Below are 12,449 nucleotides of genomic sequence, written 5' to 3' on the forward strand. Positions count from 1 at the left end.
GTGGTGTTTGAGCTGACGCTATCGCGAGCAGGCTCACTCCTACAGGGATTAGTGTTTGCTTGAAGTCTGGAGAAAAAATTTGATCCGTGTACTGGTAGCCGAAGACCACACCATCGTCCGTGAGGGCATCAAGCAATTGATCGGTCTGGCCAAGGATCTGCAGGTGGTGGGCGAGGCGAGCAACGGCGAGCAACTGCTGGAGACGCTTCGCCATGTTCCGTGCGAAGTGGTGCTGCTCGATATCTCCATGCCCGGCGTCAACGGCCTCGAAGCGATCCCGCGTATTCGCGCACTGAACAATCCGCCGGCGATTCTGGTGCTGTCGATGCACGATGAAGCGCAGATGGCCGCCCGCGCGCTGAAGGTCGGTGCGGCCGGGTATGCGACCAAGGACAGCGATCCGGCGCTGTTGCTCACGGCGATCCGCAAGGTCGCGGCGGGTGGGCGTTATATCGACCCGGATCTGGCCGATCGCATGGTCTTCGAAGTCGGCCTGACCGATGCCAGGCCATTGCACTCACTGCTTTCCGAGCGCGAATTCTCGGTGTTCGAGCGCCTGGCCCAAGGCGCCAACGTCAACGACATCGCCCAGCAACTGGCGCTGAGCAGCAAAACCATCAGTACCCACAAGGCGCGGCTGATGCAGAAGCTCAACATCACCTCCCTCGCTGAACTCGTCAAATACGCGATGGAACACAAACTCCTCTAAACCCGTCCCCTGTAGGAGCTGCCGCAGGCTGCGATCTTTTGATCTTGCTGTTTATAAAGTCAAAAGATCGCAGCCTTCGGCAGCTCCTACAGTAGAGCGCGTGGGCATATCTGTTAGCGACACACTTTTTCGCCCTCGCTTGCGGCTCGCAGCTTGTCACTCGCCATTGCCGTATCCGTTAGCGCCATCCTTGTAGGGCAATCCCTACCCCCAACCTTCCATCCGGCTGAGGCGATTCTCTCCTGCGCCCCGATTTGCGTGCCTGTCAGCAACCACTAGGCTTAATCCACAAGCAGTCATCAACAACAAAGGTGTGGGTATGAGCCAGGTCGATTCAAACGCAGGGGCCAGTGATGTGCTGGTCAGCTTTCGTGGAGTGCAGAAGAGCTACGACGGCGAGAACCTGATCGTCAAAGACCTTAACCTGGACATTCGCAAAGGCGAATTTCTCACCCTGCTCGGGCCGTCCGGTTCCGGCAAAACCACCAGCCTGATGATGCTCGCCGGTTTCGAAACGCCGACTGCCGGTGAAATCCTGCTGGCCGGGCGTTCGATCAACAACGTGCCGCCGCACAAGCGTGACATCGGCATGGTGTTCCAGAATTACGCGCTGTTCCCGCACATGACCGTGGCTGAAAACCTCGCCTTCCCGCTGACCGTGCGCGGTCTGAACAAAAGCGACGTCAGCGACCGCGTGAAGAAAGTCCTCAGCATGGTTCAGCTCGACGCGTTCGCCTCGCGCTATCCGGCGCAGTTGTCCGGTGGCCAGCAGCAACGGGTGGCACTGGCCCGCGCGCTGGTGTTCGAGCCGCAACTGGTGCTGATGGATGAACCCCTCGGCGCCCTCGACAAACAACTGCGTGAACACATGCAGATGGAAATCAAACACCTGCACCAGCGCCTCGGCGTGACCGTGGTCTACGTGACACACGACCAAGGTGAAGCGCTGACCATGTCCGACCGCGTCGCGGTTTTCCATCAAGGCGAAATTCAGCAGATCGCCCCGCCGCGCACACTTTACGAAGAACCGAAAAACACCTTCGTCGCCAACTTCATCGGCGAGAACAACCGCCTCAACGGTCGCTTGCTCAGCCAGACCGGCGAGCGTTGCGTGGTCGAATTGGGTCGTGGCGAAAAGGTCGAGGCACTGGCGGTCAACGTCGGCCAGACCGGCGAGCCGGTGACCCTGTCGATTCGTCCGGAGCGCGTCAGTCTCAACGGTTCCAGCGATCAATGCGTTAACCGCTTCTCAGGGAGGGTGGCGGAATTCATCTATCTGGGCGACCACGTCCGGGTGCGCCTGGAAGTCTGCGGCAAGACCGACTTCTTCGTGAAACAACCGATTGCCGAGCTCGATCCCGCGCTCGCTGTCGGTGACGTGGTACCGCTTGGCTGGCAGGTCGAGCACGTTCGCGCGCTTGATCCACTTTTAGAGGCGCATTAATCGCCCCGGCAATACCAACACCAACCCTGCACGTGGAGAGAACAATAAATGTTGAGATCCCTGAAGTTCACCGCCCTGACCCTGGGCCTGATGGGTGCGGCAAGCGCGATGGCCGCAGGCCCCGATTTGACCGTGGTGTCGTTTGGCGGGGCGAACAAGGCGGCGCAAGTCAAAGCCTTCTATGCACCGTGGGAAGCGGCGGGCAACGGCAAGATCGTCGCCGGCGAATACAACGGCGAAATGGCCAAGGTCAAAGCCATGGTCGACACCAAGAGCGTGTCGTGGGATCTGGTCGAAGTTGAATCGCCAGAGCTGTCCCGTGGTTGCGACGAAGACATGTTCGAGCAACTCGACCCGGCGCTGTTCGGCAAATCCGAAGACTACGTCAAAGGCGCGATTCAGCCGTGCGGCGTGGGCTTCTTCGTTTGGTCGACCGTGCTGGCCTACAACGCCGACAAGCTGAAAACCGCGCCAACCAGTTGGGCTGATTTCTGGGACACCAAGAAATTCCCGGGCAAGCGTGGCCTGCGCAAAGGCGCCAAGTACACCCTTGAGTTCGCTTTGATGGCGGATGGCGTGGCGCCGAAAGACGTCTACAAAGTGCTGGCCGGCAAGGACGGTCAGGATCGCGCGTTCAAGAAACTCGATGAGCTGAAACCGAGCATCCAGTGGTGGGAAGCTGGCGCGCAGCCGCCGCAATACCTCGCTTCCGGTGACGTGGTGATGAGCTCGGCTTATAACGGCCGCATCGCTGCCGTGCAAAAAGAATCCAACCTGAAAGTGGTGTGGAACGGCGGCATCTACGACTTCGATGCCTGGGCGATTCCGAAAGGTCTCGACGCCAAGCGTGCCGAAGCGGCGAAGAAATTCATCGCCTACTCGGTACAGCCGCAGCAGCAGAAGACCTACTCGGAAAACATCGCCTACGGCCCGGCCAATACCCAGGCTGTGCCGCTGCTGGCCAAGGATGTCCTGAAAGACATGCCGACCACCCCGGAAAACATCGCCAACCAGGTGCAGATCGACGTCAGCTTCTGGGCTGACAACGGCGAGCAACTGGAGCAGCGCTTCAACTCCTGGGCCGCGAAATAACCCGAGCATACGGGCCGACGGCTTTCCGGATGATCATTCCCACGCTCTGCGTGGGAATGCCGCCCGGGACGCTCCGCGTCCCCGTGTGACGCAGAGCGTCACTGGATTCATTCCCACGCAGAGCGTGGGAACGATCAGTAGCAAAAGTTCGAGGTGGTATTCGCCACCTCTGTAACGATCAAAGATTTGCGGAGTACGTCATGGCCATCGCCGTTCCCCTGAACGAGGGCAACAGCCCCACCTTGAAGCAGAAGCTCAAACGCGCCGAGCGGGTCAACCGCTGGAAAGCTCAAGCGCTGATCGCGCCGTTGGTGCTGTTTCTGCTGCTGGTGTTTCTGGTGCCGATCGTGGCGCTGCTCTACAAAAGCGTCGGCAACCCCGAAGTGGTCGGCGGCATGCCGCGCACCGTGGCGGCCATCGCCAGTTGGGACGGTCGCGGCCTGCCCGCTGAACCGGTCTACAAAGCCGCCGGCGAAGACCTCGCTGAAGCGCGTAAAAACCAGACGCTGGGCGATCTGTCCAAGCGCTTGAACATGGAGTTGGCCGGCTATCGCAGCCTGCTGACCAAAACCGCCCGGGCGCTGCCCTTCGCCAGCGAACCGGCCTCTTATAAAGAAGCCCTGGAAGGTCTCGACGAACGTTGGGGCGACCCGGCCTACTGGCAAGCGGTCAAACGCAACACCAGCAGCATCACCCCGTATTACCTGCTGGCAGCGGTCGATCACCGTATCGACGACCTCGGCGAAGTCGCCTCGGCCACTCCGGATCAGGCGATCTACCTCGACATCTTCGCCCGCACGTTCTGGATGGGCCTGATCATCACCGTGATCTGCCTGCTACTCGCTTATCCACTGGCGTACCTGCTGGCGAACCTGCCCTCGCGCCAGAGCAATCTGCTGATGATTCTGGTGCTGTTGCCGTTCTGGACCTCGATTCTGGTGCGCGTCGCCGCGTGGATCGTGCTCCTGCAATCGGGCGGTCTGATCAACAGTGGCCTGATGGCCATGGGCATCATCGATAAACCGCTGGAACTGGTGTTCAACCGCACCGGTGTGTACATCTCGATGGTGCACATCCTGCTGCCGTTCATGATCCTGCCGATCTACAGCGTGATGAAAGGCATCTCGCCAACCTACATGCGCGCGGCAATTTCCCTTGGCTGCCATCCGTTCGCCAGTTTCTGGCGGGTGTACTTCCCGCAGACCTATGCCGGCGTCGGCGCCGGGTGCCTGTTGGTGTTCATTCTCGCCATCGGCTACTACATCACCCCGGCACTGCTCGGCAGCCCGAACGATCAAATGGTCAGCTACTTCGTTGCCTTCTACACCAACACCAGCATCAACTGGGGCATGGCCACCGCACTGGGCGGGCTGTTGCTGCTGGCGACCGTGGTGCTTTATCTGATTTACAGCTGGCTGGTCGGCGCCAGTCGCCTGCGCCTGAGCTAAGGGGAATTCGAGATGCTGAGTCCTTATATGTCACCCATCGAACGGGTGTGGTTCTACGGCTTGCGGATCCTCTGCGGCTTGATCCTGCTGTTTCTGATTCTGCCGGTGCTGGTGATTATCCCGCTGTCGTTCAACTCGGGCAGTTTCCTCGTATACCCGCTACAAGGTTTTTCGCTGCACTGGTACCAGGACTTTTTTGCCTCGGCGGAATGGATGCGTGCACTGAAGAACAGCATCATCGTTGCCCCGGCGGCGACGGTGCTGGCGATGGTCTTCGGTACGCTGGCGGCGATTGGTCTGACGCGCGGTGACTTTCCCGGTAAAGCGCTGGTGATGGCACTGGTCATTTCGCCAATGGTGGTGCCGGTGGTGATCATCGGTGTGGCGAGTTATCTGTTCTTCGCCCCGTTGGGCTTGGGCAACAGCTTCTTCTCGTTGATTGTGGTGCACGCGGTGTTGGGTGTGCCGTTTGTGATCATCACGGTGTCGGCAACGTTGCAGGGCTTTAACCACAACCTGGTGCGGGCTGCCGCGAGTCTCGGTGCTTCACCGCTGACGGCGTTCCGTCGGGTGACCTTGCCGCTGATTGCGCCGGGGGTGATTTCCGGGGCGCTGTTCGCGTTTGCGACTTCGTTTGATGAAGTGGTGGTGACGCTGTTTCTCGCAGGTCCCGAGCAGGCGACCTTGCCCCGGCAGATGTTCAGCGGGATTCGCGAAAACCTCAGTCCGACGATTGCCGCTGCTGCGACATTACTGATTGCCTTCTCCGTGATCCTGCTGCTGACCCTGGAATGGCTGCGTGGCCGCAGCGAAAAACTGCGCACCGCTCAGATTTAAGGTCCAGATCAAGAGCTTACCCCCTCACCCCAGCCCTCTCCCCCATGGGGGCGAGGGGGAAAGGGAGCAGATCTTTATGGTTTTCAAAACCTGAGTTCGACTCGATAATTCAGGTCGGCGTATTGCGAGAGTACAACTCGGTCAGTCCCCTCTCCCTCTGGGAGAGGGCTAGGGTGAGGGGCTCTTGCTCTTGCGCTCGATGAGTCATTCACCACCTGAATAGCAGACAACCCCAAATCCCCAGCTAATCTTGTGCCCAGCTCCCACATCTATAAGAGGCTGCGCACGATGAGTCTGTCCCAGTTCAAAATCGCTCACAAACTGATCACCGGCGCCGGCGCCATCGAACAACTGGCCGCCGAACTCACGCGCCTCGACATCGACAACCCGCTGATTGTCACCGACGCCGCGCTGGTCAAATCTGGCACGGTCGAGCTGGCGCTGGTGCAACTCGGTGGGCGTGACTACGAGATTTTCGACCGCGTGCTGCCCGACCCGGAAATCGCCATCGTCGAGGACTGCATGCGCGTTTACCGCGAGGGAGGGCATGACGGTTTGATCGGCCTCGGTGGCGGCAGCGCCATCGACATCGCCAAAAGTGTTGCCGCCTATGCCGGTTACCACGGCGCGCTGGAAGACCTGTTCGGCGTCGACCAGGTGCCGCGCAAAGGCCCGCCGCTGATCGCCATCCCGACCACCGCCGGCACCGGTTCCGAAGTCACCAACGTGGCAATCCTCTCGGACAAAGTCGCACAACTGAAGAAAGGCATCGTCAGCGACTTTCTATTACCGGACGTCGCGCTGGTCAGCCCGCAGATGACCCTGACCTGCCCACGCAGCGTTACCGCCGCCAGTGGTGTTGACGCGTTGGTGCACGCCATCGAATCCTATCTGTCGGTGAACGCCTCGCCGATCACCGACTCCCTGGCCATTGGCGCGATAAAACTTATCGCCAAAGCCCTGCCCAAGGCTTATGCCAATGGCGCCAACCTGCAAGCCCGCGAAGACATGGCCACCGCCAGTTTGATGGCCGGCATGGCGTTTGGTAATGCCGGGGTCGGCGCGGTGCATGCGCTGGCGTATCCGCTGGGCGGGCGTTTCAACATCGCCCATGGCGTGAGCAATGCCCTGTTGCTGCCCTATGTCATGACCTGGAACAAGATGGCCTGTGTCGAACGCATGCAGGATATTGCCGAAGCCATGGGCGTAAAGACCGCTCATCTGAGCGCAGCCGAGGCGGCGGACAAAGCCGTGCAGGCGATGACCGATTTGTGCGCAACGGTGGAAATCCCGGCCGGTTTGCGCAGTTTCGGTGTGCCGGAAGAGGCGATCCCAGCGATGGCGGTGGAAGCCGCGGGGATCGAGCGCTTGATGCGCAATAACCCGCGCAAACTCAGCGCCGTCGATATCGAGAAGATCTACCGAGCGGCGTACTGATCATCGCGGTCACGGTGCGCGCGCTCAAGCATGAGGCTACAATGCGCGCCATCGTGATTTAGCTCAGAAAAGGTGCGTCATGCAGCCCTTCGTAATTGCTCCGTCGATTCTCTCCGCCGACTTCGCCCGCCTCGGCGAGGAAGTGGACAACGTTCTCGCCGCTGGCGCCGACTTCGTTCACTTCGACGTCATGGACAACCACTACGTGCCGAACCTGACCATCGGTCCGATGGTTTGTGCGGCATTGCGCAAGTACGGCGTCACCGCGCCGATCGACGCGCACCTGATGGTCAGCCCGGTAGACCGTATCGTCGGCGATTTCATCGAAGCCGGCGCGACCTACATCACCTTCCACCCGGAAGCCACGCTGCACGTCGATCGTTCGCTGCAACTGATACGTGAAGGCGGCTGCAAATCCGGTCTGGTGTTCAACCCGGCGACCCCGCTGGACGTGCTCAAATACGTGATCGACAAAGTCGATATGGTCTTGCTGATGAGCGTCAACCCAGGCTTCGGCGGGCAGAAGTTCATTCCCGGCACCCTCGACAAACTGCGCGAAGCGCGGGCGATCATCGATGTCTCGGGCCGTGACATCCGTCTGGAAATCGACGGCGGCGTCAACGTCAACAACATCCGCGAAATCGCTGCGGCTGGCGCTGACACTTTTGTCGCCGGCTCGGCAATCTTCAATGCGCCGAACTATCAGGAAGTCATCGACAAGATGCGTTCCGAACTGGCGCTGGCTCGCCCATGAGCGGGTTTGAGCAGCTGTTCCCGGGAAAACTGCCTCGGCTGGTGATGTTCGATCTGGATGGCACGCTGATCGACTCGGTTCCGGACCTGGCAGCAGCGGTGGACAACATGCTGCTCTCCCTCGGCCGCAAGCCTGCCGGCATCGAATCGGTGCGCGAGTGGGTGGGCAACGGCGCGCCGGTATTGGTGCGCCGCGCTTTGGCCGGTAGCATCGATCATTCGGCGGTGGATGACGTCGAGGCCGAACATGCGCTGGAAGTGTTCATGGAGGCTTACGCCGCCAGCCACGAGCTGACCGTGGTCTATCCCGGCGTGCGCGACACCCTCAAGTGGCTGCAAAAGCAGGGTGTGGTCATGGCGCTGATCACCAACAAGCCGGAGCGCTTCGTCGCGCCGCTGCTGGATCAGATGAAAATCGGTCGCTATTTCAAGTGGATCATCGGTGGCGATACCTTGCCGCAGAAAAAACCTGACCCGGCGGCGCTGTTCTTCGTGATGAAAATGGCCAATATCCCTGCCTCGCAATCGTTGTTCGTCGGCGACTCGCGCAGCGACGTGCTGGCGGCGAAAGCGGCGGGGGTCAAATGCGTGGCGCTGAGTTATGGCTACAACCATGGCCGGCCAATTGCCGAGGAATCGCCGGCATTGGTGATCGACGATCTGCGCAAACTAATTCCCGGTTGCCTCGTCACGGCCGCTGAGATAACGTTGCCCGACGCTTCTCAATCCCATTCTGGAAACGCCATCGTGGTGGTCACTCGCAAACTCTGGATGAAAGTCATCAAGGCCCTGGCCCGCTGGCGTTGGCGCGCCTGACTTGTTCCTCGCCGGCCTGCCGGCACGTTTGCCTACCTGACTGATTTGCCCCTCACACCACGAGGCACCTTATGATCCGCGAAGAATTCCTGCGCTTGGCCGCTGACGGCTACAACCGCATCCCGCTGGCCTGCGAAACCCTGGCCGACTTCGACACGCCGCTGTCGATCTACCTGAAACTGGCCGACCAGCCCAACTCCTACCTGCTCGAATCGGTGCAGGGCGGCGAGAAATGGGGCCGTTATTCGATCATCGGCCTGCCATGCCGCACGGTCATGCGCGTTCACGACCATCACGTCAGCATCACCGTCGATGGCGTCGAAACCGAAAGCCACGACGTCGAAGACCCGCTGGCCTTCGTCGAAACCTTCAAGGCACGCTACAACGTGCCGACCATCGCTGGCCTGCCGCGTTTCAACGGCGGCCTGGTCGGTTACTTCGGTTACGACTGCGTGCGTTATGTCGAGAAGCGCCTGGGCAAGTGCCCGAACCCGGATCCTTTGGGTGTGCCGGATATTTTGCTGATGGTTTCCGATGCCGTCGTGGTGTTCGACAACCTCGCTGGCAAGATGCACGCGATCGTGCTGGCCGACCCTGCGCAGGCCGATGCCTTCGAACAAGGTCAGGCGCAATTGCAGGCGTTGCTGGAGAAACTGCGTCAGCCGATCACCCCGCGCCGTGGCCTGGATTTCAGCAAGCAGCAGTCGGCTGATCCGGTGTTCCGTTCGAGTTTCACTCAGGACGACTACGAAAAAGCCGTCGATACCATCAAGGAATACATCCTTGCCGGTGACTGCATGCAGGTTGTGCCGTCGCAGCGCATGTCGATCGACTTCAAGGCTGCGCCGATCGATCTGTATCGCGCACTGCGTTGCTTCAACCCGACGCCATACATGTACTTCTTCAACTTCGGCGACTTCCACGTCGTCGGCAGTTCGCCGGAAGTGCTGGTGCGGGTCGAAGACAACCTGATCACCGTGCGCCCCATTGCCGGTACACGCCCACGTGGCGCGACCGAAGAAGCCGATGTGGCGCTGGAAGAAGATCTGCTGTCGGATGAAAAGGAGATCGCCGAGCACTTGATGCTGATCGACCTGGGTCGTAACGACACCGGTCGCGTATCGGAAATCGGTTCGGTGAAACTCACCGAGAAGATGGTCATCGAGCGTTATTCCAACGTGATGCACATCGTCTCCAACGTCACCGGCCAGTTGAAGGCCGGGCTGACGGCGATGGACGCGCTGCGGGCGATTCTGCCGGCGGGCACTTTGTCCGGCGCGCCGAAGATTCGTGCGATGGAAATCATCGACGAACTTGAACCGGTCAAGCGTGGTGTGTATGGCGGCGCGGTCGGTTACTTCGCCTGGAACGGCAACATGGACACTGCGATTGCGATTCGCACGGCGGTGATCAAGAACGGTGAACTGCACGTGCAGGCCGGTGGCGGCATTGTCGCCGACTCGGTACCGGCGCTGGAATGGGAAGAAACCCTGAACAAACGCCGCGCGATGTTCCGCGCCGTTGCCCTGGCCGAACAAACCCCGGACTGATCGCAGATCCCTAGTGGGAGAGGCCATGTGTGGTAAGGGGATTTATCTGTGGTGTGGGATTCATTGTGGCGAGGGGATTTATCCCCGCTCGGCTGCGCAGCAGTCGTAAAACCATTACATGCGGTTTGCCTGATACACCGCGGTGTTTGGTTTAGGGGCTGCTTCGCACCCCAACGGGGATAAATCCCCTCGCCACAGGTTAATGTCTCTCACCCCAGAAATGATCCATAAAAAGCGGCGCCTGTGAGGGCGCCGCTTTTTTATGACCTGCAACAACCCTCCGTAGGAGCTGCCGCAGGCTGCGATCCTTTGATCTACCGCTTAAAAATCCAGCACCACCCCAACATTCAAACCCTGCTGGGTAAAGTCATCATCCTTGCGGAACGTATACCCGCCACGCAGCGCCAGATCAGCGGTGAGCTTGTGGCTGACGCCCAGACTCAACCGGTTCAAATGGCTCTGCGGCGTGTAACCCTCAAGTTTGAAGTCGTTCGCCGGCAAGGTATTGAGTGCGATGTTGACCTTTTGCACGTCATCCTCGTACTCACGCTCGTGAGCGTACTCACCATACACCTGGGTTTGCGGAGTGAAGTTGTACTTGCCCTGCAAGCCGAGGCCGAGGCGTTTCGAATCGCGGGTCTGGTCGTCAAAGGTCAGGGCCGTGGCGCGGTTGCTTTTCTCCGAGTAACCGTCGACATCGACGCTGGCGTAGTCGGCGCTGATGAACGGCGACAGGTGCCACTCGCTGCCCGGCTGGGCAATGTCATAACCGATACGCGTGCTGAACGCCCACAGGCTGCCGTCGGTATCGCCTTTTTCTGCACCTTCGCTGACGCCCAGATCAAACTTGCGCTTGAGGTTGTCGTACTCGAGTTTGCCGCCGGTCAACGCCATGTCAGCCCACCAGCGATTCTGCTGGAACTGGGCGAACGCGGTGGCCATGTAGCTGTTGAGTTTGTAGTCGGAATCGTTATGACCAGCCTCGAGGTTCTGCCGGTAGAAACCGCCCGCCACACCGACACGCCACGCCTCGTTGAGACGATAGCTGCCGCCGACGTTGAGGTTGTAACCGCTGCCATCGGCGCTGGCGCCGCTGCTTTGGCTATCGACGTCGACATGCTGACCACCCGCTGAAACGATCGCGCGCCATTGGCCAACCGCTTGCCAGTTTTCCCAATCGGCTTGCCATTGGCTGCGCAGTTCATCCTGATGCGCGCGGACGGTGGCGTGGGCCATTTCCGGCAGCAATGTCAGTTCCCATGGCGCCGCCAGCAGGGAATAGGCGTAGTCGGAGATCAGTTTCTGGCCGGCTTCGGTCGGGTGCACGCCGTCGTTGTAGATCAGCTTGCTCGGATCCGGGGTCGCACTGTTGATGCCGTAACGGGCGTTTTCCGGGCAACTGCTGCCGCTGAAGCAGGTCGCGGTCAGATTCTGATCGGTGGCCAAGCCAAAGCGCCCGGGATTGGCGAACACTTCCGACAGCAGTACCGGAATGTTCAACGGAATGATTTCGGCGTTGATGCCTTGCAGGCGTGTCACCAACTGGCTATTGAATTGCGCGGCGAGCTGGCTGCTGAACGACTGCAGCGGTGTGCCATTGATCGCCGGAGTCAGGCCGACGTCAGGCAGCAACCAGACCATCACGTATTTGGCGCCGGCGGTTTGCAGCGCTTGCACACTGTCGGCCAGGCGATCGGCGCCGGCATTGGCTTGCGGCAGGCTGAGAATGCGACCCTGGAGGAAGTCGTTACCGCCGCCGGAAATGTAATACAGCGCATTCGGGTCGGCACGGAAGCCGTTCGATGGCAGGTAACCGGCGCGGGTGCGTTCGCCTGTGGCGGATTGTGTAGTGATCGAATCGAGGATCTGATCGGTTCGATAACCGCCAACCGCCCAGTTATTGCCGTCGGGCTGACCGTTTTCGGCGCGCACTGCCGAACTCGATGAAGCTGTCTGATCCGGGGTGAAGCCCAGTCGTCCACCGAGTAATTGCGTGGAGTTCAGCGAACGTACTTCGCCGCTGCCATCCAGGTAAACCGGGCCGGTGCGGTTGGTGTAACGCTGGGTGGCACCGGCCGGGCCGCCGGTGTCCCTGAAGGTGCCGGCATCGTTGAGGCTGTCGCCAAACACCACGAAATTCGAGTAAGGATTGGGTGCGGCATTGGCCTGGGCACAGGCCAGTGCGAGGAGGCAGCCGGCCAGCGGTACAAACAACGTCTGTTTGATCATGAGCAAGTCCGTTTATTTATTGTTGTAGGTGAACGAAACGACAGTACCAAAAACTTCCGGCCTTTTGCCATCGGTCGCGAATCCTCCCCTGGATTTATCCCCCAAAGCCCCGGCCATATTGCACGCTCCGCCCA

General features: G+C 60.1%; 10 protein-coding genes. 9 read left to right on the plus strand and 1 reads right to left on the minus strand.

All coding sequences use genetic code 11. The features are described 5' to 3' along the window. Positions 1-79 precede the first annotated feature (79 nt). The 9 genes from QOL84_RS22405 (at position 80) to trpE (ending at position 10,086) form a co-directional block, all read left to right on the plus strand. A complete protein-coding gene (locus tag QOL84_RS22405; RefSeq protein ID WP_008085218.1) occupies positions 80-709 on the plus strand; it encodes a response regulator in 630 nt (209 codons plus the stop codon). A gap of 319 nt (positions 710-1,028) precedes the next feature. After that, complete coding sequence (locus QOL84_RS22410) at positions 1,029-2,153, plus strand: ABC transporter ATP-binding protein (protein ID WP_283438586.1); 1,125 nt, start codon at positions 1,029-1,031, stop codon at positions 2,151-2,153. Between the two features lie 48 nt (positions 2,154-2,201). After that, the gene (locus tag QOL84_RS22415; RefSeq protein ID WP_283438587.1) at positions 2,202-3,245 is read left to right on the plus strand and encodes a polyamine ABC transporter substrate-binding protein; all 1,044 of its coding nucleotides are present in this window, start codon (positions 2,202-2,204) and stop codon (positions 3,243-3,245) included. Positions 3,246-3,445: 200 nt separating this feature from the next. Next, positions 3,446-4,693 carry an ABC transporter permease gene (locus tag QOL84_RS22420; protein ID WP_283438588.1) on the plus strand — a complete coding sequence of 416 codons (1,248 nt, stop codon included), beginning with the start codon at positions 3,446-3,448 and terminating at the stop codon, positions 4,691-4,693. A 12-nt stretch (positions 4,694-4,705) separates the two neighbouring features. After that, entirely contained in the window at positions 4,706-5,530 is an 825-nt protein-coding gene (locus QOL84_RS22425; protein ID WP_283438589.1) for an ABC transporter permease, read from the plus strand. A gap of 288 nt (positions 5,531-5,818) precedes the next feature. Next, complete coding sequence (locus QOL84_RS22430) at positions 5,819-6,967, plus strand: iron-containing alcohol dehydrogenase (protein ID WP_283438590.1); 1,149 nt, start codon at positions 5,819-5,821, stop codon at positions 6,965-6,967. Positions 6,968-7,046: 79 nt separating this feature from the next. Then, positions 7,047-7,721, plus strand: a complete 675-nt coding sequence (gene rpe, locus QOL84_RS22435; protein ID WP_283438591.1) for a ribulose-phosphate 3-epimerase — start codon at positions 7,047-7,049, stop codon at positions 7,719-7,721. After that, on the plus strand, positions 7,718-8,536 hold the full coding sequence (locus QOL84_RS22440) for a phosphoglycolate phosphatase (RefSeq protein ID WP_283438592.1): 819 nt from the start codon (positions 7,718-7,720) through the stop codon (positions 8,534-8,536). Before rpe ends, QOL84_RS22440 begins: the two co-directional genes overlap by 4 nt. A gap of 71 nt (positions 8,537-8,607) precedes the next feature. Beyond that, positions 8,608-10,086 carry an anthranilate synthase component I gene (trpE, locus tag QOL84_RS22445; RefSeq protein ID WP_283438593.1) on the plus strand — a complete coding sequence of 493 codons (1,479 nt, stop codon included), beginning with the start codon at positions 8,608-8,610 and terminating at the stop codon, positions 10,084-10,086. 321 nt (positions 10,087-10,407) lie between these two features. Here trpE and estP read toward each other — a convergent pair whose 3' ends face one another. After that, complete coding sequence (gene estP / locus QOL84_RS22450) at positions 10,408-12,315, minus strand: esterase EstP (protein ID WP_283438594.1); 1,908 nt, start codon at positions 12,313-12,315, stop codon at positions 10,408-10,410. Between the last annotated feature and the right edge of the window lie 134 nt (positions 12,316-12,449).

The organism is Pseudomonas helmanticensis, assembly GCF_900182985.1.
Lineage (GTDB): Bacteria > Pseudomonadota > Gammaproteobacteria > Pseudomonadales > Pseudomonadaceae > Aquipseudomonas > Aquipseudomonas helmanticensis.

Excerpts from the sequence above, each read along its gene's own strand:
- QOL84_RS22430 (WP_283438590.1), top strand. The coding sequence starts at position 5,819 with ATGAGTCTGTCCCAGTTCAAAATCGCTCACAAACTGATCACCGGCGCC.
- QOL84_RS22420 (WP_283438588.1), top strand. The coding sequence starts at position 3,446 with ATGGCCATCGCCGTTCCCCTGAACGAGGGCAACAGCCCCACCTTGAAG.
- QOL84_RS22440 (WP_283438592.1), top strand. The coding sequence starts at position 7,718 with ATGAGCGGGTTTGAGCAGCTGTTCCCGGGAAAACTGCCTCGGCTGGTG.
- estP (WP_283438594.1), bottom strand. The coding sequence starts at position 12,315 with ATGATCAAACAGACGTTGTTTGTACCGCTGGCCGGCTGCCTCCTCGCA.
- QOL84_RS22425 (WP_283438589.1), top strand. The coding sequence starts at position 4,706 with ATGCTGAGTCCTTATATGTCACCCATCGAACGGGTGTGGTTCTACGGC.
- QOL84_RS22415 (WP_283438587.1), top strand. The coding sequence starts at position 2,202 with ATGTTGAGATCCCTGAAGTTCACCGCCCTGACCCTGGGCCTGATGGGT.
- QOL84_RS22410 (WP_283438586.1), top strand. The coding sequence starts at position 1,029 with ATGAGCCAGGTCGATTCAAACGCAGGGGCCAGTGATGTGCTGGTCAGC.
- rpe (WP_283438591.1), top strand. The coding sequence starts at position 7,047 with ATGCAGCCCTTCGTAATTGCTCCGTCGATTCTCTCCGCCGACTTCGCC.
- trpE (WP_283438593.1), top strand. The coding sequence starts at position 8,608 with ATGATCCGCGAAGAATTCCTGCGCTTGGCCGCTGACGGCTACAACCGC.